Here is a 25,393-nt window from a genome sequence, read left to right on the forward strand (position 1 = left end):
TATCTCAGCAGATTTATCCTAAAAGCTGTGCTATCCTTACCACATAGAAAGGAGCTTTTTATGCAAGAGCCAACATTTTCCACAATCCATCATATTGCGATAATTGTTTCTGATTACCAAAAAGCTCGCAACTTTTACGTGAATATTCTGAAGCTTCCCATCTTAAGAGAAAACTATCGAGAGGAACGTCAGGACTATAAATTGGATTTGCAGCTGGCTAATGGTGCTGAATTGGAAATCTTTGCTCTGCAAGGTCCACCAAAACGCCCAAGCTATCCTGAGGCTAGCGGTTTACGTCATTTAGCTTTTAAAACAGATGCCATTGAAGAAACGATCGCTTACTTAGAAAGCTGCGGAGTCGCCTGTGAACCCATCCGCATCGATGCATTTACTGGTGAAAAAATGACCTTCTTCTTCGACCCTGACGGCTTGCCTTTAGAATTACATGAATAAAGTCAGCAAAAGCTGCTGGCCTTATTCGATTTTCTTCCCTAATTCTTTTTCCAGGGAGAGATCATTTACTAAATTTTGGATGACTACTAAAGCCTTTGGCGTAACATATGGGTCCATTACAATAACCGGGAAATCATCAGGAATCCCCTCCACTGACCCCGTAGTAATCAGTCCATCATATTGAAACATTTCTTCGTACATTCCATGCTTATGATCGACCACGTTCTCAAAGTATGAAATGTCAAAATTACCATGAACAATTCGTCGGATATGCTTGGCTAAAAACGATTCTTCTGTCGGCGTCAAATCGGATAAGAGCAGGAGTCGAATGGTCTGATCTTGTTCGACTAGCATCTGTAAGCTATCTACTTCTGCTGTCAAAAGCAGATAGATATAATTCATGATAAAATCTTTTTCGCGATACATTTTATATTTATCTACAAAATCCTGAACAATGTTGGACACTCGCTCAATTGGTTTTTGATACATGATCGCTGTCATCTCAAGGAAAGTATCCCGGCTTCGACGCAAAATCGAGATAAATGAACCGGCTTGATCATAGAGATAATGGTCATTCGATAATACGGAAGCCATATTAATTAACCGCTGCTTGCTCATTTTCCCACCTGACAGCTCGTTAAAGCTTTCAGCCAACTCATAATGTTTGGCGTACAAATCCTGATAAAGTAAGTTGTCAGACAATGCTAGCTTTCGATGCTCATTACTAAAAACAACCACATCCGCATATACCAGCCACATACAATCTTGCATAATTTCATCAGTCATTCGTATGCGGAATAACTCATAGGCTGTCTTGCTCAGCGCATCATAGTATGGCTTAGCTGGAACAACAAAACCTGTTTTACGTAACTCTGATGGTGGATACGCATGGCGATTCTTTATACGCCATAAACTGACATAAATCGTATAAATCAGGCGCTTTTGAAAGATATATTTTTTATACAGGTTGTTTTCTTCAATGAACTCAACCACGAACTGCTCGATAGCATTGAATTGGTAATCCTTCAGCATAGGCAAAATATTCTCAAAGGCATTTTGCTTTTCAATAAAATAGCGATAGTAAAAATGTCTTATGACACTTTCTTTTCCTTCAATCCTTAAAGGACGGTATTGAAGATACATTCCTGCCTTTTCCAGTGTATACTTTACCTTTTTCAAGTAACGTTGTGTATTTGACACACTTAGATACAGTCGTTCTGCTAAAGTTGTGATATTGTCGCATTCCTCATACAGTAACTGCTCAATAATCTGAAATTCCTGCGATCGGATAAGCATATCTGCGTACAAATTACCGATACTAACCCTATCCTTCATCGTTAAACGATAAAGTCCTTTATACTTGTCAATATGAAAATAGCCCAAACGTTCATTGATTATTCTGACATCCTCTAACAATATTGGCAGTGAACAATTCAGTTCACTCAGCAGCTGATCACTGGGCAGTCCATCTCGCTTATAATATAAGAGTTCAACCAATTTTAGCTTCCGTTTATTACCTGTACTAAGAATATCGCGAAAGTCCATTCCTATCTCCCCCTTTTAAATTATCCTGCAATTTGAGAGTATCAGGTTTTTATATTTTTGTAAATTTCACTTGTGTAAAAAGTCTAAATTATTTACCAAACCGCCATTTTTGAAATATTACATGCCAATCATAATGGAATTCTTGTTATACGAATAAGTGATCATTCAATAAAAACTGAAACAAAAAAATCAGCAGATCCCAGTCTGTTCGATAGCCGGACTCCCTGCGACCATCGAACAAACTAACATCTACTGCTTTAGTTCATTGTATTTTTGTTTACTGCTTTTACTTTTGGAAATTGGATATTTTAGTGCATTCTTAGCTAATTTCTCCGTAATAATCTCATCAATATCAAAATCTAAATTATCAGCTAACATATAAGAATAAATTAGTACATCTGCTAACTCTTCCTTTAAACGTTCAGGTTTTTTGCGTGCCTCCTCGGAGGTTTTCCATTGAAACAGTTCCAATAATTCAGCAGCCTCCAATGAAATAGATAAAGCTAAATCTTTTTCATTGTGAAACTGGCGCCAGTTGCGCTCATCTCGGAACTGATTGACTTTCTCCATACTGGTCATCGATCTTCTCCCTTTCCATGGCTCCTATCACTGATAGGTAATCTGTAAAACTGATTTATCATAGATTCTGCTTGCTTATAAAAAATACCTACCTTGTCCAACCATTCGCTTACATTAATTCTTCTAAAAACCAGCGAGTAACTTCTTCTAACATACCTTGATAATCATTCATCAAATCTTTTAGAAGGATTGTCTCAGTAAAAGTACGTGGTAGAAAAACCTCCAGCTGCAATTCGTTTTCACCAACATGTGCCTCCATTACCAGCTCATCATCGGTAGTCTCTTCTAAACGATTACTCAGTTCTTCAAAAAATTTATCTGCTACCTCATCCACTACTTCACTAAATACCTCTTCCAAAATAGCTTGAACCTGCTGAAAAGGAAAGTGAAGCAATTGATCCAAGGTCGGTGAAGAAAGCCGATTTTCGTAATTTACATAGACGAAATCGATAAAATCTTCAGCTTCACCAATACTTTCCAAAAGCTCACGCCCTTGCTGTAGCAGCTCTACACAGATACTTTCTAATTCTTGAAATAGCTCTTCTCGTTCAGCTAAACGGAAGGTTTTGTTTACTTCAACTGTTAACAGCTCTCCTAATAAGGGTAAGCTGGCTTTTTCAAAGGTTAGTGTTGGTGTTTCATGAACATATAATTGAATCGTGGTCATTCATTTTCCTCCTGCTTGAACCAAGAGAAATCATCTGGTGTTTCACCGTCGTAATAGCGCAGAAAGTCTTTAGCACTCAGTAACGTCTCCTCATCCTCTTCTTCCTCCTGCTCCGCCCGATACGTTTGATACTGCTGAATCAGTTGCCGATACAGTTCCTTTTTCGAATGGCCTTCCCCTGTAATAAAAGGCAGCTCCTTTAGATAGCCGGAATACACAGGAATTTCTGCCGCCCATTCAATGGGCAGTTCAATCACACTTAAATGAAGCTCTTGGAAAATTTCTTCGTACATTTATGCTTCCTCCTGTTCTTTGCACTTTATTCGGTACATACGAGGTGTCATCCCCACCACTTGTTTGAATTTTTTATAAAAGAAGGCTTTGTCCTTATAGCCTAGATGTTCCACAATTTCTTGTACAGACAGATTGGTTTGGGCCAAGTTTTTCTGTGCCAGCAGAAGCCTTTTTTGTAAAACAATCTCAGTAAAGGTCTGCCCAGTTTTCTCCTTTAATAAAGCAGATAGATAATTCGGATGAAAATGGAAATACGCCGCCGTTTCCTCCAGCTTCACGACCCGAATCATCGTATCTATATAAGCTAGCACCTCTTCAATCAGCTGATCATTGGCAACATAATGATCCTTTCTCACGATGGCTTGGTCTGCTCCCTGACTGATCTCAACAATCAACAAAACAAAGGCGGCCTTCGTCACTTTATTATTGAAATAAGACATCTTAACTACCTGCTTCAACAGCAGGAGCGAATAGACATGAACATCGGTCAGCTGATCAAAATGAAAAATCAAATAGCGGCTGATCTGCTGGAACTCTTCACTAATCGCTTCAACAAAAAAACGATAGAGCCGCTGTTCTTCGACAAATTGTGTCAACAGGGAATCGGTAAAATAGCTGTCTTTAAAATAGAAGCAAACAACTGCTGTATCCTTACTTTCTCTATAAGTTATTTTCGTACGAGAATTGCTCAAAAACAAATGTCCTGCTTGATAGGTGTGCTCGATACCATCGATTTCTACCTGAGCAGCTCCTTCTAAAATATATAAAATCCGAGTATAGCCTTGCGGAACCTCGATTTCTCCTTGGGAATACTGAGAAACGAACGCCGCAATTTCCCGCTTAGGATTATCAGCAAAGTCAGACACTTCCTTGGCCATTGCTCTATTATCATGCAGGTAACAATCTAAGGTTACTAAAAATTGATAAAACGCCTCATAATGAGCTTCATTGAAATACGCCATGGTTACACCACCTTATAATCAAACACTTTTTACTTTATCTACACTATTTCTCTTCGGATCAAAAGACTTTATAATAGCTCTATCAGTATAACATGGAATATTTGAATCAAACACTTTTTGGAGGGATTACTTATGAAAATTGGATTTATCGGTGCTGGAAATATGGCTTCTGCGATCGCTCAAGGCGTCGTGGATAACGGCTTTAGTAAAGCAGAGGATTTATATCTTTATGATATTGCGACAGAAAAGGTTCAGGCCTTTTGTGAAAAATTAGGGGCTCATGCTGTGGCTGATCCCCAGGAATTGATCCAAGCAGTTGATATGGTCATCCTAGCAGTGAAACCGAATGTAATCAAAGGCGCACTGTTGGAAGCCAAAGAAGAAATTTTGACTAACCAGCCCTTGGTTGTTTCAATTGCTGCCGGAACAAGTACAGAAGCTATTTATGACGTATTTGAAACGGATCAGCCGATTCGCATTGTTCGGGTGATGCCGAATGTAAATGCGATGGTAGGTCAAGGGGCTGCTGCTGTTTGCGGGAATCCATATGCCGCAAAGGAAGACGTTGACAAAGTGATTGCTTTGTTCAATGCGATTGGAAAAGCTTGGCCGCTGGATGAACATTATTTCTCTATCTTCACCGCTATTGCCGGCAGTTCACCTGCCTACGCTTTCCTATTCATCGACTCGATTGCTCGAGCAGCGGTTAAGAATGGTATGCCAAAGGACATTGCTCTCGAAATGGCTACCCAGGCAATTCTGGGAAGTGCTGAAATGCTAGCATCCAGTGGAGAAAATCCTTGGACTCTCATCGACCGGGTCAGCTCACCAGGTGGAACAACCGTAGCCGGTATTGTCGAATTAGAAAATAATGCCTTCATTTCAACCGTCATTAAAGGCATTGATGCAACCATCCAAAAAGACCTAGAATTGAATCAAAAATAGACGCAAAGAGGGAATGACCCGGCAATCGAAATTGCTAGTCATTCCCTTTTTAATTTCAAAAATTAAAATGATTTTTCCTTTTCAACTTAAAATCGAAGATGTTTTCGTGTATTCACCTAATAATCGAAGATTTCAACGGAGAAGTTTTGATAGTATTCTCCTTTGATAGCCCGGAATTTCAAAATCGTAAAATCGGACATGCCTTCGCCATTGGCATAATAGATTCGATACTCTTCTTTCCAAAACGGACGCTTCTCTTCATCTTTCATCAAGACGTCCATTTCGCCCAAAAGCGACACACCTTCAAAGGTCATTGGATTACAAACATAAAGACAAGCTTTTTCGTTTTTAATCCATTGCTGCACCTTGTTGGAAGAAGTATTCGTGTGAAGATAAAAACAGTTTTCTTCTATTTTTAATCGGCTGAAGCATGGCTCGAATCATTGGGTAGCCCTCTTCTGTAATGGAACCTAGAAAACAAGTACCCTGTTCTTTCACCAGCTTTTCAATCATTCGTCGCATTCTGTTTCCTCCATTTTTATTTTGAGAATAGCATGAGACTTACCAGCCGTACAGTACCTACTTTTTTGTGGGGATCTCTTCTAACAATTCTGTGCCTATTTCTTGCATGATCGTCAAGGCCGTTAACATTTTCTGCCCTCGCTCTTTTAGAAAATACAACACCTTAAGAGGATAGCCATCAAAGCTTTGCTTATCGATAAATCGATAAGCCTGCAACTCTGCTAACTGTTCCAGCAGCATTTTTTCACTGATTCCTTGAATCTCTTGTTTTAATTCTGAGAGGGAGTGGTTTTTTTTGCTTAGCTGCCATAAAATGATTGGCTTCCATTTCCCCTTGATTAAATCGTGGGTGATCTCTAAAGGACAGGTATAGTCTTCCCGTATTTTCATGGATTTTCTCCTTTTCCTCATTTCCCTATTTCCCTATTTCCCTATTTCCCTATTTCCCTATTTCCCTATTTCCCTATTTCCCTATTTCCCACAATTATTCCAAAATTGCTGTAACAATACAAGGCGGAAAAAAAGAGCATGAACCAGTGTCCACGCTCTTTTGTATTCTACATGTGAATCGGCAATCCTAAACCAACTTCAGTAGCATCCATTACCATTTCTGATAGGGTTGGATGTCCATGAATAGTTAAAGCAATATCCTCCAAGGTTAAGAAGGATTCGATTGCCAAGGTTACTTCGGCAATCAGATCGCTGGCGTTTACTCCAATGATTTGAGCACCTAGAACCAGCTCGGTATCTTTTTCAAAGACTAAGCGAACAAATCCTTCCGTTGCATTCAAGGACAACGCTCGACCATTGGCCTGCATTGGGAAGTTGACAGATTTAGCTTTGATGCCTTGTTCTTTGGCTTCGGCTAAGGTATAACCGACAGTCGCAATTTCTGGATCGGTAAAGCAGATGGACGGAATTGCCCGGTAATCCTTGGCAACGTTTTTGCCGCCGATGACTTCTGCCGCAATCTTCGCTTCATAGCTGGCTTTGTGAGCCAAGGCTAAACCGGGAACAATATCTCCAATTGCAAAAATGTTCTTTTGGGTAGTACGGTATTGTTCATCCACCTTCACTAAATTACGTTCGGTAACTTGAACGCCTGCTTTGTCTAAGCCAAGATCATCCGTGTTTGGTCTGCGGCCAACCGTTACCATAACATAATCGACCTCAACCGTTTCCGTCTTCCCCTTAACCTCAAACTCAACAACCACACTGTTATCTTTTTCAATGGCTCTTTTCGCTTTGGCGCCCGTGTGAACCTGGATACCGTTTTGCTTGAATTTCTTAGTAACCATTTGCTGAATATCTGCTTCGAAATTAGGCAAAATACTTGGGGTGCCTTCAATGATCGTTACTTCTGAGCCAAGGTTGGCATATGCTCCACCTAATTCAGAGCCTACAATTCCGCCGCCGATAATCGCAAAGCGCTTCGGAATTTCTTTCAGATTCAGCCCACCAGTCGAATCCAGAATCCGACCACCAAATTTGAAGCCAGGAATTTCGATGGGACGACTGCCGGTAGCAATAATCGTATGCTTGAAGTCCAGTTTTTCTTTGCCTTTTTTCGTTTCGATCTCAAGGGTATTTTTACCGACAAATCGAGCCCGGCCATCAATCGTTTCTACGCCGTTTTTCTTCAACAGCATCGCCACACCTGTGGTCAAGGTTTTGACGACTTTTTCGTTTTTCCATTTTTGGGTTTTCTCAAAATCCAAGGTTACTTCCTTGGTCTTCAAGCCTAAAAAGTCGGAATGCTGCGCTTCTTGGTAACGGTGACCAGCTGTGATCAGGGCTTTGGATGGAATACATCCGACATTCAAACATACACCGCCGACATGCTCCGCTTCGACAACGGTTACCTTCTGTCCCATTTGTGCGGCGCGAATCGCAGCGACATAGCCGCCAGGACCAGCTCCGATTACTACTGTATCTGTTTTTTTCGTCATAGCTTACTCCTCGTATTCACATAATGTCGTCTTCTTTCCTATAACAATAGGCTCATCGGATTTTCCAGCATCTCTACAATCATGCTCAAGAAAGCTGCCGCTGGTGCGCCGTCAGCGACACGATGGTCAAAGGATAGTGAAAGATTCAAGGCAGAAATGGTCTTCACTTCACCGGAAGCATCTAAAGCAAGCTTGTCGTACATTCCGCCAACTCCTAGAATCGCTACTTCTGGTGCATTGATAATTGGATTGAAGGTCTGAACTTTACTGCGACCTAATGAGCTGACTGTAAAGGTACCGCCGCTCATTTCTTGTGGTAATAACTGACCGTCGCGAGCTTTTTGTGTTACTTCTTTGACGGATTTAGTTAACTCGCTTAGGCCCATACGGCTGGCATTTTTCACCACTGGAACCACTAAACCTTCAGAAACAGCTACTGCTACGCCCATATTTACTTCGTCAAATCGCTGGATACCTTCATCCAAACCATGAGCATTGAATTCAGGGTACGATTTCAGGGCAACCATTGAAGCTTTGATGATAATTTCTAAGAAGGAAATACGGTTACCGGTTTGTTCTTCCACCATCGGTAATAATTGCCCCCGTAATTCTTTCAGCTTCGTCATATCTACTTCTGCATTCATGGTGACATGTGGAATCGTAGTTTTACTGTTAAGCATACGATCTGCAATCACTTTGCGCATACCACTCCATGGAATCAACTCACCACTGCTTGTCTCAGCAGATGCTTCTGGTACTGCTGGTTTTTCTTGATACTTAGCAACATCTTGTGCCTGGATACGGCCTTTTGGACCAGAACCCGCTACTTTTTGTAAATCGATTCCTTTTTCTCGGGCAATTCGACGAGCTGCAGGAGTCGCACGAATATTTTTAGCAGCAACTGGTGCTGCTTCAACTGCTTTTTCTTCCACTTTTTCTGGTTCTGTCGCTGTTTCTTCGATTGCTGCTGCTTCAGCACCTGGCATTTCATCAGGTACTTCTTCACCAGCTTCACCAATATAGGCAATGACGGAGTTAACCGGCGCACTTTCATCGTCGCCAATATATTTCTTCAATAGAATACCTTCATCGTAAGCTTCTACTTCGATGGCAATCTTATCGGTCATCACTTCGAAAATCGCTTCGCCCACTTCAACCGAATCGCCTTCGTCCTTCAGCCAAGTGGTGATGGTTCCCACATCCATCGTTGAACTTAATTTGGGCATTAGTACTTCATGTGCCATAGTTTTTCTCCCTTCCTACATTAATCCGCGGCAAGCTTCAACAATATCTTCCACCTGCGGCACGGCTTTTTTCTCTAGTTCAGGATGATATGGCATTGGAATTTCTTTGCCGGCCAAACGAATAATCGGTGCATCCAAGAAATCAAAGGATTCGCCTTCAGCAATCACACTGGCTAACTCAGCACTGAACCCACTGCGTTTCACTGCTTCAGTAACTACGACCGCTTTACCAGTTTTCATCACAGAAGCCACGATAGTCTCTTTATCTAACGGTACCAATGTTCTTGGATCAACTACTTCAATATCGATACCTTCTTCAGCTAAAATATCCGCTGCTTCCAATGCTTTATGAACCATGATTCCTGTTGCTACGACGGAAATATCGGCTCCCTCACGTTTCACATCTGCTACCCCGATTGGAATTGTGTATTTGCCTTCAGGTACATCAGAAGTAGTTCGATAGCACAGTTTATGCTCGTAGAACATCACAGGATTATCATCTTCAATCGCCGCATGCAATAGCCCTTTCGCATCGTAAGCAGTTGCTGGTTGGATAACTTTCAATCCTGGGATATGAGCTGTCCAGTTCTCTAAGCTTTGGGAATGCTGAGCAGCTGCTCCTGTTCCCGATCCGCCTGGTGTACGCATAACCAAAGGAATCTTCGCTTTACCACCGTACATGTAACGAATTTTGGCTGCTTGGTTAACAATTTGGTCCAAAGCAATCGTAATAAAATCCGAAAACTGAATTTCAAAGATCGGGCGCATCCCCGTCATGGCTGCCCCCACAGAAGCTCCCGCAATAACGGACTCAGCAATCGGTGTTGAACGAACTCGTTCTTCCCCAAACTCTTCGTACATTCCTCGGCTAACCCCAAAAGCCCCGCCATATATTCCAATATCTTCGCCCATCAAGAAAACGTCTTCGTTTTCTCGCATCGCTTCAGACATTGCTTCTCTTACTGCTTCTGAATAAGTGATTTCTCTCATCAACTTGCTCCTCCTTGTTAATACTAAGGTAATCATTTTTCTCTGAAAAATGAGTCTGATTTTAACGCCGTATACCATTCCACTAAATAGCCCGTAATTCCATTTAGCTCGTAGCTTTTGATTCTTCTCGAACGAGTGTTTACTGCAAAAAGTGAAACTGGCATCCTTGTTAATACTAAGGTAATCATTTTTCTCTGAAAAATGAGTCTGATTTTAACGCCGTATACCATTCCACTAAATAGCCCGTAATTCCATTTAGCTCGTAGCTTTTGATTCTTCTCGAACGAGTGTTTACTGCAAAAAGTGAAACTGGCATCCTTGTTAATACTAAGGTAATCATTTTTCTCTGAAAAATGAGTCTGATTTTAACGCCGTATACCATTCCACTAAGCAACCCGTATTCTCATTTTGCTCGTAACTTTTGATTCTTCTCGAACGAGTGTTTACTGCGAATAGTAGAACTGGCACCCTATTTCAATAATTAGGTATTAATTTTTCTGTGAAAAAATTAGTTTGATTTTCAATACGTGTACCATTCCACTAAATAGCCCGTAATTCCATTTAGCTCGTAGCTTTTGATTTCAAAAACGCACGATTAATCCGAATAAACATCCTCGTACATACTTTCGAGTTCTGGCATTGGGCTTTCTTCAGCGAATTTTACCGCGTCTTCGATTGCTTGTTTGGATTCAACGCGAATCGCTTCAGCTTCTTCTTCGGTGAACACTCCAGCGGCAACAAATTTGTCCTTTGCCAGCTTGATTGGATCACGGTTTTTGCGCCAATCTTCTTCTTCTTCCTTAGTACGGTATTTCTTAGCATCTGATTTTGAATGACCCTTCCAACGATACGTCATGGCTTCGATCAAGGTTGGTCCTTCTCCACGACGAGCCTTTTCTACTGCATCATAAGTTGTGTTGATCACTTCGATTAGGTCGTTGCCATCAATTGTGATCCCCTCAATACCATAAGCTTTTGATCGATCAGATAATTTATCAACCTTCATCATCGTTTTGAATGGACCGCTCATGCCGTATTGGTTATTTTCAATAAAATAGACAACTGGTAAATCCCAGATGGCTGCTAAGTTTACTGCTTCATGGAAGCTTCCTTCATTGGTAGAGCCATCGCCAGCATAAGCCAAGGCTACGTTGTCTTGCCCCTTCATCTTAGCTGTTAAGGCAGCACCGGTAGCAATTGGGAAGCCGCCACCAACAATTCCGTTGGCGCCCAAGTTTCCTGTATCTAAATCAGCGATATGCATTGATCCGCCTTTGCCGTTGTTTGTGCCAGTTGTTCGACCGAAAAGTTCTGCCATCATTTCGTTGATGTTGCACCCTTTAGCGATCGTTTGACCATGTCCTCGGTGTGTTGCGGTAATCCAGTCGGTTTTACGTAATACTGCCCCGCTCCCAGCTGAGGATGACTCCTGCCCAACTGCTAAGTGAGTTGTTCCGTGAATTAACCCTTTTGCAAACAATTGATCCACCTTTTCATCGAAGTAACGAATTTCCCACATTGTTCTGAATACTTTTTTGAGATCTTCGTCAGTCAAACCTGCACGATTCGGTACGGACATTTTACTTGTCTCTGACATAATTTACGCTCCTTTTCTTGATTCATCTATCACCAATTTCACTGATTCCAGTAAAATCAAAGTGGACTTCTTTGTATTTCTACTTAAGTAAAGTTTTTGCTGTTTCTTCGTCGGTAATCAGTACATTTACCAATCCGCCCTTTAAAGCTGCTTGGATACCGCCGATTTTTTCTTTTCCACCCGAAACACCAATGCGAATCGGAATCTTTTTCAACTCTTTCAAATCAAGTGCCAGTACCCGGTTATTCCAAGTACAAGCAGCTAAATTTCCTGACTCATCAATAAAGTTATAACAAATATCTCCAGCCACTTTGCGATCCGACAGCTCTATCTGCAGCTGATCCGAATCAGCCAGCAAATACGTTTTAGTCATGGTCGAGTAAGCTGGCAAACCGCCAATACCCACCAAGGCAACATCGACTTCCTTCGCTTCCTCGAATACTTGTTTGATAAAAGACTGTTCCATGAATACTTGCTTGGCTTCTGCAGAATCTACTGTAATCGGTGCATGCAGTTCAACTGCGATACCATCACACTTCTTAGCGAACAATTCACAGACAACATTCGCTTGTAAGGCCATGTGCTGCTGGCCCAATCCACCAACCAATGGAACAAATTTCACTGACTCCAATTGACTCTTGGGTGAGAAGTTCATGGCTGCTTCGTGAACCACTGTACCTGCTGACACACCTACCGTTTGATTAGGCTGTAAAATTCTTGCCAGGTATTTTGCGGCCGTTATTCCAATGCGCTTACTTAACATCTCAACACCAGTAGGGGCAATACAAATGACTTCCTGCAACTTAAATTTTTCAGCAATTTTTTCTTCTAATCCTCGGTAAGGATGAGCCATATCGTCATGAATAATGATCTCTACTAATCCCAAACCACGAGCCTTCGCTAAATATTTAGAAACCAGCGAGCGGCTGATGTTAAACCGTTTGGCTACCTCAGACTGTTTGGCTCCTTCTTCGTAATACATTGATGCCATTTCCGTCAACAGCCTTCGATCATCTGAATAACTCATGTCCTACCCCCAAAAAACTTTTTACTAAGCAGCATTTACCAACTTTGTGCATTTTCGAACATATGTGATATATCGTGACATATGTTACAAGTTAATAGTAGGTCGGATTTAGTCTGCTGTCAACGCTATTATGACGCCAATGTAAATGTTTACAGTATGTTCTGTTTTGAGATTGTCTAGTGACATATGTTACGTAGCATATTGAAAGTGACAAGAGGAAGCCATTGAATCCACGCAGTAGAGCTGACTAGAAAGACAGTCTACTATCGTTTGGATTCAATGGCTTTATCTGCAGAATGCTTTCTATCTATTACTGGATTGCCGCAATCAACTGATCACAACAAGTTTCCATCCCAAATTTAGTAATAAAAGGAGTCCCGTCTACTTTGGGCACATCAATGGCAAATTTAGGCTGACCAATTACGACCACAGCATCAGTTGAAGGGTCTAGTGCTTCTACTTCATAAATACTTTTTCCGGTAACCGTTGCTTCTATACCCTTTTGAGTCAAATAGTCTTGGATAAAATTGACCGCAAAGTTGCGTTTGTTATCGGAGGTTCCAGCTGCTACTAAAATATTCTTCATGCATATTCTTCCTTTTCCATTAATATGTTCTGCCGCCATCGGCTAAAATGATCTGCCCATGGATATATGAGCTCTCTGGACTGGCTAAAAACAGAGCCAGATTGGCAATATCCTCCGGCAGTCCAATGCGTGAAATCGGGATCTTCTTCAACAGCTCAGCTCGACTAGCCTCGTCGGGATACAAATGATCCAAAATCTCTGTTTGAATTACCCTTGGTGCGATGGCATTCACATTGACGCCCTTTGGTCCCAGCTCTTTTGAAATGGTGCGCATCAAACCATGCTGACCGGCCTTGGAAGAGGCGTAGTGAGCCCCTCCACCTGTTCCAGTGATAGCCGATCCAGAAGTGACGAAAATAATCTTGCCTTGATTAGACAGGAAGTCTTCATAAAAAACTTTGATGGTATAAAAGGAACCATCCAGATTGATGTGAAGAACTCGCTGCCACTCTTCGATACTAATCTCTTCAACTGAATGACGATAACTGATCCCAGCATTAATAACCAACACATCTATTCGCCCAAATTCCGCAAAAACCTGCTCTCTTACCTGCTGTAAATCTTCTGCAGCAGACACATCTGCTTTGACAAACAATGCTTGCGCATACTCTTGACTTAATTGCTCAGCAGTCGCTTCGCCAGCCTCTTGATCGAAATCAACAATAACAGCATGTGCACCGGTCTGCGCAAATTTTTCCGCAATAGATCGCCCGATTCCTTTAGCCGCTCCAGTAACAACCGCAACTTTTCCCTGCATATTTTCCACTAGGTCCACGTCCTTATTGCAAAATTTCAATAATCTTTTTAATGTCTTCATCCATGCCAACACCGGTCAAAAAGGATAAGGCACGAATAACCGGAATGTCGTTGCTTTCATAAGAAGTCGTGGTTACCACTAGATCGGCATTGCCAATTTTTGATGGCAGTTCAGCTACCTTACATTGTTCAACAGTTGCTGTGATATTATTTTTCTCTAATTCTTCTTTCACCCGCATACAAACCACTGTTGATGTTGCTACCCCAGTTCCACAAGCAATTAATACATGTTTTTTATTCATTTGTCTCGACTCCTTCTACATTCTTTTTATCTGGTTCAATGTTGAATTGTTTTTTGATATCATTTCTTGTCCAGAACCAAAGTCCTCCATACATTACCAGAGCAATCACACCCGCAGCAAAAGCAGGTACATTGGATGGATCAATTAATTTCAGCATAATCCACAAGGTAATGTGACTGCTCATATCAATCCCTGAAATCATGGTTGCTCCTTCTGGGAAGGCAAAGCCTACTGCGTGAGCCATTGTTGTAGTCAAAGCACCTAGGTTAGTCGCAATGAAGAAGACGATACAAACAGAGACAATCGCATTTAACAAGCCGCGGAAAATATTTCCTTTGGAAGCGGCAATTGACCAAATGACAGTAAACGGCAATACAGCTAAATCAGCAAATGGCAACAACCGGTTGTATGGTAAAGTAGCTGCTAACAAAATAGTGATTGGAACCATAATCAAAGCAACAGTGATAATCGCTGGGTGAGCCGTAACAACCGCTGCATCCAAACCGATATATACTTCTTTTCCTGGGAAACGTTTTTGAATGAAGGATTTTGCTGCTTCCGCAATTGGAGACAAGCCTTCCATTAGAAGCGCTACCATTCTTGGCATCAAAATCATAACCGCTGACATTTGAATCCCTAATTGAATAATTGCCTGTGAATCATACCCAGCCAAGAAGCCCATACCAACCCCTAGAATCAAGCCGATCATCATCGGTTCGCCGAAGATACCTAATTTATCCTTCAAGTTATCCGCATTAATATCAATTTTGTTAATACCAGGAATCTTATCCCATACCCGATTTAACGCGTATGTGATCGGTGCAAAATTGACCGTCTCACCATGCGGCAGCGAGATTCCAGGTAAGCCGTAGAAATGCTCCACTGCTGGTGCTGTCCAGTCAGCCAGCTTGAAGATGACGAACGTATTAATCAATGCACAAACAACGGCAATAACAATCGAATCTGTTGCATAATAAATCATTGCTCCAGGGAAAATCAAATGCCAATAATTCCAAATATCCACGTCCATTGTTTTCGTTAGATTAAAACGCAGCAGCACCATATTAAAGATAAAAATGGTTGGAATTAGCAAAACCGCAATCGGTGTCGCAAAGGTGATCGCCGCCCCGATCGGCCAACCAACGTCCAAAATATCTAAGTGCAAGCCCAATCGTTCAATCATAGCTGTTGAGGCTTGACCAACCGAATCGGATAGCAAGCCAATAACTAGATTCAACCCAGTGAATCCAATACCAACTGTTAAACCTGCTCGAAACGATCGGCTCAGCTTTTGGCCTAGCACAACCCCAAAAACTGTTAAAATAATCGGCAGCATTGCCGCTGCTCCTAAATCCAAAATATAGTTAACCCCGCCTTTGATAATATCTAGCATTTCATTCATCCCCTTATTCCTATTAATGAATTATTTTTTGTTCCAAAAAATAGTCCTATTTTCATGCCGTGTACCATCCAACTATGTGGTTCGTTTTATTGTTTAGTTAAATTTGTAGTGATCACTTCGTACTTAGTCTGCTGCGAAAAGTTGGACTGGCATCCTTATTCCTATTAATGAATTATTTTTTGTTCCAAAAAATAGTCCTATTTTCATGCCGTGTACCATCCAACTATGTGGTTCGTTTTATTGTTTAGCTAAATTTGTAGTGATCACTTCGTACTTAGTCTGCTGCGAAAAGTTGGACTGGCATTTTTATTCTTAGTAACAACCCTAATTAATTGTCTCTAACAATTGCTCTACTTCATCTACTTGTTTCCCTTGCTTCAACAGGTGTAAATTCTTCTCATCTTGACATAAAGCAATCAGCCGCTGCAGCATAACCAGCTGTTGTTCGGGTTCTTTAATCGCTAACATGAACACTAGCTCGACATCTACATACTCATGATTACTGGCCATGATTTCAAAAGTCACTGGCTGCTTCAATACCCCAACTAAGAAGCCTTCCTTTTCTACATGATCTGAATCTGTATGAGGTATTGCAACACAGATTCCAGCTGTAGGCAGTCCGGTAGGGAATTTTTTCTCTCGTTCAATCACTGCTTCCTGATAGCTGGCTTTAACGAACCCGTGATCGTACAACACGTCGCTCATTTTTTTTAATAGCATTTCTTTGTCGGTTTCATCAAAAGTACAATAAAGATACTTTTGCTTTTCATCACATAATATTTTTTTCATAAGAGAATCCCATCACTTTGTCTTCCATTTTTTTTAGTTCAAGCATGATTTCTTCTGGCGTTTGGCATTGATCCATTCGTTCTAAAAAGTTCTCAGTTGCCAGTATTTCAGTAAAATAATACAAACAAGTGCCTATTGATTTTCCTTCTGGCAAACTAAAAGCAATCACATATTTCACCGGATCGTTTTGCTTGTGGTTAAAACAAACTGCTTCCTTCAAGCGCAATAAGCTGGCACCAATTCGTCGTGCTCCCTGGGCGGCCTCCGCATGAGGAATCGCAACCCCCGGTGAGATGACGATATATGGATCATTTCCCTCAATAATATCGATCATTCCCTCAATATATTCGGGATCAATGTAGTGATCCTTCTGCAAAATCTCTCCTGCCTGGCTTACCGCTTTCTGCCAATTTGTTGCTGTTTGATCCAACACAATATGGTCCAAACGCAAGATTGAAGATAGCCGCACTACTTCTTGAGGATCCATGGTCATCTGCTCGTTCAAACGGTAAAACTGTTCCAAATCCCGCAGAAAGTTTTGCTGATTTTCTTCATCTACATACTTCTCAATCACCGGTAAAAAACTTTGTATCAATTTCTCTTCCTTAGTAATCAAATAATTCTGATCAATAAATTGTTGCGGTTTAATTTTATAAATTGCTTTTTGTATTGATACGATATCTTCTTCCGTTAAAATCGGGTGAACCAAGACTACTGGCGACTTTTTAAACTGCAAAGGAACCGTGGAAACAATCAGGTCTTGATTTTCCGGCTGAATCTTCTGCAGCGTGTGGGAAGAATCCACTGAGACAATTTCCAAATGAGGAAAGGCCGCCAATAATTTCACTTTGATTAGCTGGGCCGTTCCGCTGCCAGAGTTGCAAACCAAACGAATCCGAATCGGACCTTGAAACGTAGAGTTGATCGTATTTTCCAGAATCGCCATGACATACATGACAATGAAAGACAATTCATCGTCGGTTACCTCTTTGCCTAAATACTCTTCAATTTTTTGCAGGTGCTTTTTTACCAGCGGAAAAATATCGGTGTAGGAGTGATAAACTTCATCATATAGAGCATTTTTCACGCTGCTGTTTAATTTGATACGGTAAATCAGTAATTTGAGGTGATTTTCCAATAATTCGAACAAATCGCTGTTCAAATAATACTTAATACCCAGCTCTTTGGTTAAATTGAAAATAAACTCATTAATTAAAATTTGCATTTCAATCGAATCGATCTTACGACTGTTGTTCTTGATGTAACTTTTGCTGCGAAGAATTGAGACTAAATAGTCGGTCTCCCCTTCATTAATTGTCGTTGCATAATGTTCACTTAGCTTCCTACTAATCGCCTGAGCAAAGCCGTACTTCGAGCTCTCTCTTAAGCGGTGCAGTTCGTTGGAATCAGCAATCTGGAACCCCAGCTGCAAACGTTCCAACATAATCAACAGGTAACAAACCACTTCCTGATAAGAAAAGTCTGATAGCTCCACGCCCTCATGCTTTTCCACCTCCAACAATAGCTGCCCTACTTCACGATAACGGGTTTGCTTGTCAATGATATCCAGCAGAAGATTTTGGAAAATATTATTCTCACTGCTAAAGGCATAATCATAGTCATTGTCAAACAATCCATTAAAGATAATCAGCTTAGTCATAGCTGTCCGAATCCTTTGTTCATCACCCTTAACCTTGTAGCCCTTACCGACTGCCGAGTATAAAGTGAGGTTATTCCGTTCAAACCACAGCTTCAGCTCTTCAATGTCGCTGACCAATGTATTACGACTGACCAAAACATATTCTGATAAATAATACGTGGTTACATAGTCCTTGCTGGTAACCAGCAACAAAGCTAAAATCGTCCGCCGCTCATCCTGAGATAAATGATAATCCTGAAAGGAACCGTACGTTTTCAGCAGTTCGTTCAGATCAACCTCCTTTGAAATCTGCAAATGCCCTCCTTCATCAAAAATGATGCGGGCATCATTGTCCTTCTCTAATTGAAAATTGATTTCCTTGATGTCATTACGAATCGTTTGCTCGGAAACTTTGAATAAACTCGCGTAACTGTGCAATGTTTGCTTCTTCTCATGCAAAATATCCAATAAAATTTTATTGATTCTTCGATTCACACCTATCACCTCTACACTTCTCATTATATTTTTCCCCAGATTATTCACAAGACCAATCCTTTTTACTGCGCGTCCAAAAAAATTGTACTAGAACAATTATTGTCAAAAAAAGCCAGCCATGTTAGGCTGAAACCAATGAATGCTTCTCTCTATAGAATAACACATGTCCCTCTACAATAAATTAAGGATGTTATTTATATGAAAGCATTGAGAAAAATAAAACCAGGCTATGGAAACATGGAAATTGTTGATTTAAACGAAATATCTCCTACTAAAGGGGAACTGAAGATTCGGGTACTTGCCACCGGTATATGCGGGTCAGACATCCATGCACTCAAGGGAGAATATAACAAACAGATCCCTTTAACTCTAGGTCATGAGTTTGTGGGAGAGGTGGTCGAGGTTGGAGAAAATGTAACAGCATTTAAACAGGGAGACCGATTAGTTAGTGAGACCACTTTTGAAGTTTGTGAAAAATGTGAGTACTGTTTAGCCGAAGAATACAACCTGTGCAGCCAGCGAAAAGGAATCGGTACTCAGGTGGATGGCAGCTTCGCCGAATATGTTATTGTCAAAGCTGCTCGCTGTCACCTAGTCCCCCCAGAAATTGATACAAAGGTGGCTGCTATGATGGAACCCTTGTCCTGCTGTGTCCATGCGGTGATGGAGAAATCTACTATTATTCCAGGCGAAAAGATTGCTGTTTTTGGTCCAGGACCGATTGGGATGTTATTAGCTGCTGTACTGGTCTCATTAGATGCCGAGGTCTTTCTCATCGGGATTACCAAAGACCAAAAACGACTCAGCTTGGCTTCTCAAATAGGTGTTCAGCACATTATAGATAGTCAGCAGCAAGATTTGGAAACCTATATCAGCGAACACACTGACAAACATGGCGTTGACCAAGTCTTCGAATGCTCAGGCAGTCCAATCGCTGTCCTGCAGGCGATGAAAATTTTGAAGAAAAAAGGTCGTTTAATTCAGGAAGGTTTATTTGCCAAAGATATGAACGAAATCAATATGAGTTTGTTGATTCATAAAGAGCTTGAGTATATTGGTTCTCGGACTCAGAAGCCAACTTCCTGGAAGCAATCTCTGGCTTGGCTTCAGGAGCAGAAGGTCGATCTCACACCAATTGTGACCAAAACATTGCCCTTGGATCAATGGGAGGAAGCTTTCCAGCTAGCGATGAATGGAGAGGAATTGAAGGTGTTGATGATTCCTTAGCATAAGCTAGCTAACTCTTTATAAAGAGATTCGTTTTTCTAAAAACAGGAAAAATGAGTCGAATCACTGCGAAAAATACGACTAGCAAAGAGACAGGAATCAGTGTGACTGGTTCCTGTTTTTGTGCAGCAAGATCGGCTAAACAAGGTATAATGTATTTAACAGGAAAGGATCGGCTGCGATGATTAAAAAAACAGTAACTTCCGCTATAGCACAAAATAATCTTGAACAGCTTATACAGGAAGTAAATGAAATCCGTATGATTGTCGAAATTATTGATGAGGCTGCTGGCAACAATGCCGTTTTAGTGAGTTTATCTGATTGGAAATCTATTCAAGAAACACTCTTCCTTGAGCAAACGGGTACTTTAGGTACCGTTAGAGCTCGTGAAAAGGACGGTAGTGGCGTTACCGCCGTTGACGATATTGATTGGGAGGATTTATGACAAGCACACGAATTAGCCAAACTGAAGGACAAAAAAATACCCATTAACTAAAATGAGTATTTTTGCGGAATTGATTTGCACACGTCTGCAAAACTGATGCAAATCATTCTAATATAGCAATTGTATTGGAAATGAAGAGCATTGCCTACTTCTAAGTAGGTAGCTGACTATATTCCCAAGACGTGATTACAGTCACGTCTTTTTTGATAAGTTTTAACTTACCTTGCACCTTAAATATATACGGTTTTTTGTTAACTTTCAAGGATTACCACTGAATATTTTCAGAGGTTATTCAGCTTTATCCCCATACAACTCAACCATCTCCTGCACCCGTCGTCGCATTCCCTCTCGAATGTGCTTTGGCTCTAAACACTCACATCTATTCCCAAAACTAAGCAGGATATTGTAGCTGTAGTCATTTTCGATAAACGGAAAACGAGCGATATAATACTCTTCGCCATCCGGTGAGAAGTTCTCATACGCACAATACTCAAGTACCTGATCCATCACAGATCGATGAACACGCAGCGTAATTTCCACCTGTATCGTGGCCAAAACATCATTAAATTCTAACTGGGGCTTTTGATATTCCCGTGGAACGAACGTTTTTTCCAATAATTGCAAGTTCGTCATGCGGGTTAGCTTGAATAAACGGTAATCCTTTCGCTCGTGACAATACCCTTGCCAATACCAGTGTCCACCCTTCAATACTAGCTGATAGGGTTCGACGATTCGACTGGTTTTATTTCCGTGGCTGTCAGCGTATTCAAAGGAAAGCAGCTGGCTTTTCAGCAAAGCCTTTTGGATCAATTCCAAATACGCTTGTATATTGCGATTCCCCATCCAAGGACTCAAATCAATATGCAGCTGATTGGCTTTTACCTCTATATCCTTCGCCTGCTCAGCTGGAACAAAGCTCTTTACCTTTGCAAGCGCATTGACCAGCTCCTCCCCGCGTACCATGTTGGAAACACTGGACAGCCCCATCAAAATGGTAGAAAGATCCGTTGTGGAAAAAACCTTCTTATCCAGCTTATAATTCTGCATGATTTCAAAGCCGCCACCGACTCCTGAAGTTGAGCGAATTGGAATCCCCGCCATGTTGATGGAATCAATGTCACGATAAATAGTCCGGGGTGATACTTCAAACATTTCCGCCAGCTCCTGCGCCCCAACCCGCTCTTTTTCTAGGAGTATCATAATCATACTAACCAGCCGATCAACCTTCATCTAAGAACCGCCTTCCGAAATTTCTTTTTTCCATTGTAGAATTGTTGCCATACAGGTGTCAACAATTGCCAGGTATACTAAGGGTATAAAAAGGAAATCGGAGGAAATTTATGACTACCATTTATGTTTATATTCTTGATACTTTAGCAGACTGGGAATTGGGGTATGTTACTGCCGAGTTGAATTCCGCTCGCTTTTTTAAGAAGGATGCACAGCCTGTATCCCTCAAAACAGTCGGCTATTCCAGAGAACCCGTGAAAACAATGGGTGGAATGACTATTGTACCTGATTGCCTGATTGAAGATATTTCCATGGACGAGACCAGTGTGCTATTGCTGCCGGGAGCAGATACTTGGAGTGATCCGAAGCATAGCGCAATTATCGAAAAAACAAGTGAGCTTCTTTCCTTGGGTGCGACAGTCGGCGCAATTTGTGGAGCTACCGTTGCTCTAGCCAATGCTGGACTATTAGATAATCGGCCCCATACCAGTAATGGTCCAGGATTTCTTGACATGTTTGTTCCTAGCTATAAAGGACAAGAATTCTATGTAGATCAGCCTTCTGTAGCAGACAACAACCTCATTACAGCAAGTTCTACTGGAGGTTTGCTGTGGGCAAAGCAATTGATCGAGCGACTGGATGTTTTTCAAGAGAATACTGTGGAAGCATGGTATGACTATTTCAGCATTGGCAAGCCAGAACACTTTTACGCGCTTATGCAAACCTTGCCTCCACAGGAACATTAAGCAAAAGAAAATCCCCATCAACGTGGGGATCTCAGACTGTAGACAAATAGGAACCAGGAGACCCCTGATTCCTATTTGGTTGTTTCTAATTTTACTAGATTCACTTACCCTTTAACATCGGCAGTCTTGCCAACCTTGGCTGGATCTTTTTGCACCTTCAACAGGATCAGCTTAGTAATCTCCATCAAAAGTACCGCTGCTAGGGCTAACAACATACTCAAACCAACATGACTTAAAGTAAAGTTTTGAGGAATGGCAAAGATTTCGCGTACGCCTGGAATCAACGTGACACTATACAAAGCCCCACATACGACAATCGCCAACCAAACCAGTTTGTTTTCTAAGAATCCAGCTTGCCAAGAAGTCTGGGTATTAGAACGAGCTGGCAAGGTCTGCAAGGTCCGGCTCCAAATCAAGGTAGAGAAGGCCATAGCAACACCAATTTCTACTGATTCCTGCATGCCTAGCCATTGGGCAAAAATCACAGCAGCTGCAATCAGAATGCCGCGATAAGTTACTGAGCTTAAAGTCTTGCCAGTGAAAATTCCTTGATCAGGATCACGAGGTGCCCGCTGCATGATCGTCGGTTCTGGCTTCTCTGTTCCTAAAGCAATTGCTGGCAGTGAGTCATTCACTAGGTTAATGAACAACAGCTGCAAAGCAGTAAAGGGATTATTCCAACCCATAACTAGAGCAAACACAATCGCAATAATCGCCCCTAAGTTACCGGCAAACAAGTAGGCAATCGCCTTCTTGATGTTGTCATAAACGTTACGCCCAACCTTTACAGCACTAATAATTGAGGCAAAGTTGTCATCGGTTAGCACCATCGCCGCAGCATCCTTCGCTACGTCAGTTCCGGTACCCATGGCAATCCCAATATCGGCTTGCTTCAAGGCTGGTGCATCATTCACACCGTCACCAGTCATGGCAGAGATCTTGCCTTTGTTTTGCCAAGCACGGATGATTCGGATTTTATTCTCTGGTGAAACTCGAGCGTAAACAGTAATTTTTTCCAAGCGTTCCTTTAATTCTAACTCACTTAATTGATCCAGCTCGGTTCCCGTTAACGCCTGATCCCCCTCAGCAAAAATTCCGATCTCTTTAGCAATCGCCACGGCGGTCGTTTTGTGGTCGCCAGTGATCATCACGGTTTTCATGCCGGCGTTTCTAGCATCACTAACGGCTTGGAAAACTTCCTCACGGGGAGGATCAATCATCGCTAACAGCCCCACAAAAACTAACTCTTGTTCGTCTTCAAACTCTAAATCATGATCCGCTAATGACTTGTAAGCAAAGGCCAAAACCCGTAAAGCTCGTTCTGAGAAAGCTTCGTTCTGCTGCTGAATCAGCTGCTTGTGCTCCTCTGTCATAGGAACCACTTCGCCATCAAGCAAAATATGACTGCTGCGGTTAATGACAATATCTGGTCCGCCCTTGGTTAACAGCAGCTTCTCCCCATCAATTTCATGCTGTGTGGACATTAATTTCCGATCAGAGTCAAAGGGAAGCTCGTTTAATCGTGGATATTTTTGACGAAGTTCCTTGTAAGGCTGCTCCTGTTTATTACTAAAATCGATCAACGCAACCTCTGTTGGATCACCAAGCTTCGCGCCATCTTCTGCAATTGCCGCATCATTGGCTAAGACACTAATCTCAACTAAACGTCGTTCGTCCTTCGTCCAGCTGTCTGGTGTTTGCGAGAATTTGCCACTTTGACCATTCGGTAAAAAGTAATCCACCACTGTCATCCGATTTTGTGTCAGCGTACCGGTTTTATCCGTACAGATGACACTCGTTGAGCCTAACGTTTCAACGGCTGGCAACTTGCGGATAATTGCATGCTCGCGGGCCATTTTCTTCGTTCCCAAAGATAAAACAATCGTCACAATCGACTGCAAAGCCTCTGGAATTGCAGCAACTGCAACAGCAATCGCAAACATAAAGGCATTGACTAGGTCGGCGGTTAAATCACCCGTACCATCCCCCATAAAGATTCGAGCTACCTGTACTCCTAGGATGATTAGCGACAAGCCTAGAATCGCCAAACTCAATTTCTTACTAAAGCGATCCAAGCCCCGCTGTAACGGAGTCTTCTGTTCAACGGTTGTTTCCAGCAAATCAGCAACCTCACCAATGGCTGTATTGTTCCCCGTCGCTGTTACAACAAATTTCCCACGACCATAAGTCACAATTGTTCCGCTGTAAACCATATTCAAACGATCACCAATCGGAACCGTTGCGTCAATCAGCTGAACTTCTTTTTCTGCCGGTGTAGATTCCCCAGTCAGCATCCCCTCATCAACCTTCAAGGAGCCTTCTTCCAGCAAACGACCATCCGCTGGTACGTAATCTCCAGCTTCCAAAAGGACAATATCGCCTACTACCAAGTCCTTAGCTAAAATTGATTGCTCCGCACCATCACGAATTACATTGGCATCCGGTGCGGACAGATTCTTCAAAGCAGCCAGCGAACCTTCCGCCTTTTTCGTTTGAATGACACTGACTACCGAATTCAGCAGCAAGACCGCGAAAATGACGATCGATTCAACATAAGCCCCCATCACCAGCTGCACCGTGGCAACAATCAGCAGCACAACTACCATCGCATCCTTGAAGGTTTCCAAAAACAACTTAAAGCTGGATTTTCGTGGGGCTTCCTTCAGCTGGTTCGGACCATTTTCTGTTAAACGCTGCTGCGCTTCTGAGGTGGTTAAGCCCTGTTCCGAGGTTTGATTTTCCGTTAATACATCACTTAATTTTTTTTGATAGATTTCTTGTGCCAATCACGATGCTCCCTTTAGTTTTTTCAGTAATTTTTCCTATAAAAAAATGAGACCTAAGACAAGCGAACTTGTCTTAGGTCTCACCATTTAAAATAATACCAGAAAGCCTTGCGACTAACTTACTGTTGGCATTATTACAACATTTGTTGTTGGTTACTCCCCTAAGGAATAATCTTACTGTATGTTTATCATAGCGGATACCATGGGAATTCACCA

General features: G+C 41.7%; 26 protein-coding genes. 5 read left to right on the top strand and 21 right to left on the bottom strand.

Annotated features, from left to right (window positions below):
• Positions 1–60: 60 nt before the first annotated feature.
• Complete coding sequence (gene gloA2, locus IGI46_RS03280) at positions 61–453, top strand: SMU1112c/YaeR family gloxylase I-like metalloprotein (protein ID WP_429964861.1); 393 nt, start codon at positions 61–63, stop codon at positions 451–453.
• A gap of 21 nt (positions 454–474) precedes the next feature.
• Here the strand turns inward: gloA2 and IGI46_RS03285 are convergent, their stop codons facing one another.
• The 5 genes from IGI46_RS03285 to IGI46_RS03305 all read right to left on the bottom strand — a co-directional run bounded on the left by IGI46_RS03285 (position 475) and on the right by IGI46_RS03305 (position 4,500).
• Positions 475–1,998, bottom strand: coding sequence for a helix-turn-helix domain-containing protein (locus IGI46_RS03285; protein WP_429972868.1), 1,524 nt, complete (start codon positions 1,996–1,998; stop codon positions 475–477).
• A 249-nt stretch (positions 1,999–2,247) separates the two neighbouring features.
• On the bottom strand, positions 2,248–2,577 hold the full coding sequence (locus IGI46_RS03290; protein ID WP_429964863.1) for a nucleotide pyrophosphohydrolase: 330 nt from the start codon (positions 2,575–2,577) through the stop codon (positions 2,248–2,250).
• Between the two features lie 109 nt (positions 2,578–2,686).
• Positions 2,687–3,244: a hypothetical protein gene (locus IGI46_RS03295; RefSeq protein WP_429972869.1), complete on the bottom strand. Its 558-nt coding sequence runs from the start codon at positions 3,242–3,244 to the stop codon at positions 2,687–2,689.
• Entirely contained in the window at positions 3,241–3,537 is a 297-nt protein-coding gene (locus IGI46_RS03300) for a hypothetical protein (protein WP_429972870.1), read from the bottom strand. Before IGI46_RS03300 ends, IGI46_RS03295 begins: the two co-directional genes overlap by 4 nt.
• Positions 3,538–4,500 carry an AraC family transcriptional regulator gene (locus IGI46_RS03305; protein WP_429964866.1) on the bottom strand — a complete coding sequence of 321 codons (963 nt, stop codon included), beginning with the start codon at positions 4,498–4,500 and terminating at the stop codon, positions 3,538–3,540. It lies immediately after the preceding gene.
• Positions 4,501–4,632: 132 nt separating this feature from the next.
• On the opposite strand from IGI46_RS03305, the gene proC reads away from it, so the two are divergent.
• Positions 4,633–5,445, top strand: coding sequence for a pyrroline-5-carboxylate reductase (gene proC, locus IGI46_RS03310; protein WP_429972871.1), 813 nt, complete (start codon positions 4,633–4,635; stop codon positions 5,443–5,445).
• Between the two features lie 116 nt (positions 5,446–5,561).
• Here proC and IGI46_RS03315 read toward each other — a convergent pair whose 3' ends face one another.
• The 14 genes from IGI46_RS03315 to IGI46_RS03380 all read right to left on the bottom strand — a co-directional run bounded on the left by IGI46_RS03315 (position 5,562) and on the right by IGI46_RS03380 (position 18,767).
• A complete protein-coding gene (locus IGI46_RS03315) occupies positions 5,562–5,810 on the bottom strand; it encodes a hypothetical protein (protein ID WP_429972872.1) in 249 nt (82 codons plus the stop codon).
• Positions 5,794–5,967, bottom strand: coding sequence for a pyridoxamine 5'-phosphate oxidase family protein (locus IGI46_RS03320; protein ID WP_429972873.1), 174 nt, complete (start codon positions 5,965–5,967; stop codon positions 5,794–5,796). The genes IGI46_RS03315 and IGI46_RS03320 overlap by 17 nt, the downstream gene beginning before the upstream one ends.
• Positions 5,968–6,024: 57 nt before the next feature.
• Positions 6,025–6,357 carry a winged helix-turn-helix transcriptional regulator gene (locus IGI46_RS03325; protein WP_429972874.1) on the bottom strand — a complete coding sequence of 111 codons (333 nt, stop codon included), beginning with the start codon at positions 6,355–6,357 and terminating at the stop codon, positions 6,025–6,027.
• 167 nt (positions 6,358–6,524) lie between these two features.
• Complete coding sequence (lpdA, locus tag IGI46_RS03330; RefSeq protein ID WP_429964870.1) at positions 6,525–7,916, bottom strand: dihydrolipoyl dehydrogenase; 1,392 nt, start codon at positions 7,914–7,916, stop codon at positions 6,525–6,527.
• Between the two features lie 38 nt (positions 7,917–7,954).
• A complete protein-coding gene (locus tag IGI46_RS03335) occupies positions 7,955–9,160 on the bottom strand; it encodes a dihydrolipoamide acetyltransferase family protein (protein WP_429972875.1) in 1,206 nt (401 codons plus the stop codon).
• Between the two features lie 15 nt (positions 9,161–9,175).
• Positions 9,176–10,150, bottom strand: coding sequence for an alpha-ketoacid dehydrogenase subunit beta (locus IGI46_RS03340; protein ID WP_429972876.1), 975 nt, complete (start codon positions 10,148–10,150; stop codon positions 9,176–9,178).
• 595 nt (positions 10,151–10,745) lie between these two features.
• Complete coding sequence (locus IGI46_RS03345; protein ID WP_429964873.1) at positions 10,746–11,747, bottom strand: thiamine pyrophosphate-dependent dehydrogenase E1 component subunit alpha; 1,002 nt, start codon at positions 11,745–11,747, stop codon at positions 10,746–10,748.
• Between the two features lie 79 nt (positions 11,748–11,826).
• Positions 11,827–12,774 carry a sugar-binding transcriptional regulator gene (locus tag IGI46_RS03350; protein WP_429972877.1) on the bottom strand — a complete coding sequence of 316 codons (948 nt, stop codon included), beginning with the start codon at positions 12,772–12,774 and terminating at the stop codon, positions 11,827–11,829.
• 310 nt (positions 12,775–13,084) lie between these two features.
• Positions 13,085–13,360, bottom strand: coding sequence for a hypothetical protein (locus tag IGI46_RS03355; protein ID WP_429972878.1), 276 nt, complete (start codon positions 13,358–13,360; stop codon positions 13,085–13,087).
• Positions 13,361–13,379: 19 nt separating this feature from the next.
• Complete coding sequence (locus IGI46_RS03360) at positions 13,380–14,117, bottom strand: SDR family NAD(P)-dependent oxidoreductase (RefSeq protein ID WP_429973942.1); 738 nt, start codon at positions 14,115–14,117, stop codon at positions 13,380–13,382.
• 22 nt (positions 14,118–14,139) lie between these two features.
• Positions 14,140–14,418, bottom strand: a complete 279-nt coding sequence (locus IGI46_RS03365) for a PTS sugar transporter subunit IIB (protein ID WP_207700749.1) — start codon at positions 14,416–14,418, stop codon at positions 14,140–14,142.
• A complete protein-coding gene (locus tag IGI46_RS03370) occupies positions 14,411–15,820 on the bottom strand; it encodes a PTS galactitol transporter subunit IIC (RefSeq protein ID WP_429964876.1) in 1,410 nt (469 codons plus the stop codon). The genes IGI46_RS03365 and IGI46_RS03370 overlap by 8 nt, the downstream gene beginning before the upstream one ends.
• A gap of 324 nt (positions 15,821–16,144) precedes the next feature.
• The gene (locus IGI46_RS03375; RefSeq protein ID WP_429964877.1) at positions 16,145–16,609 is read right to left on the bottom strand and encodes a PTS sugar transporter subunit IIA; all 465 of its coding nucleotides are present in this window, start codon (positions 16,607–16,609) and stop codon (positions 16,145–16,147) included.
• Positions 16,590–18,767 carry a BglG family transcription antiterminator gene (locus IGI46_RS03380; protein WP_429964878.1) on the bottom strand — a complete coding sequence of 726 codons (2,178 nt, stop codon included), beginning with the start codon at positions 18,765–18,767 and terminating at the stop codon, positions 16,590–16,592. The genes IGI46_RS03375 and IGI46_RS03380 overlap by 20 nt, the downstream gene beginning before the upstream one ends.
• 174 nt (positions 18,768–18,941) lie before the next feature.
• On the opposite strand from IGI46_RS03380, the gene IGI46_RS03385 reads away from it, so the two are divergent.
• Complete coding sequence (locus IGI46_RS03385) at positions 18,942–19,970, top strand: zinc-binding dehydrogenase (RefSeq protein WP_429964879.1); 1,029 nt, start codon at positions 18,942–18,944, stop codon at positions 19,968–19,970.
• 181 nt (positions 19,971–20,151) lie between these two features.
• Positions 20,152–20,415, top strand: a complete 264-nt coding sequence (locus tag IGI46_RS03390; RefSeq protein ID WP_429964880.1) for a type II toxin-antitoxin system prevent-host-death family antitoxin — start codon at positions 20,152–20,154, stop codon at positions 20,413–20,415.
• 288 nt (positions 20,416–20,703) lie between these two features.
• Here the strand turns inward: IGI46_RS03390 and IGI46_RS03395 are convergent, their stop codons facing one another.
• On the bottom strand, positions 20,704–21,645 hold the full coding sequence (locus tag IGI46_RS03395) for a helix-turn-helix transcriptional regulator (RefSeq protein WP_429972879.1): 942 nt from the start codon (positions 21,643–21,645) through the stop codon (positions 20,704–20,706).
• A gap of 110 nt (positions 21,646–21,755) precedes the next feature.
• On the opposite strand from IGI46_RS03395, the gene IGI46_RS03400 reads away from it, so the two are divergent.
• On the top strand, positions 21,756–22,391 hold the full coding sequence (locus tag IGI46_RS03400) for a type 1 glutamine amidotransferase family protein (RefSeq protein WP_429964882.1): 636 nt from the start codon (positions 21,756–21,758) through the stop codon (positions 22,389–22,391).
• 104 nt (positions 22,392–22,495) lie between these two features.
• Here IGI46_RS03400 and IGI46_RS03405 read toward each other — a convergent pair whose 3' ends face one another.
• Positions 22,496–25,177, bottom strand: a complete 2,682-nt coding sequence (locus IGI46_RS03405) for a cation-translocating P-type ATPase (RefSeq protein ID WP_429972880.1) — start codon at positions 25,175–25,177, stop codon at positions 22,496–22,498.
• Positions 25,178–25,393: the final 216 nt, after the last annotated feature.

This window comes from Enterococcus sp. AZ163 (assembly GCF_050498925.1).
GTDB classification, from domain to species: Bacteria; Bacillota; Bacilli; order Lactobacillales; family Enterococcaceae; genus Enterococcus_A; species Enterococcus_A ferrettii.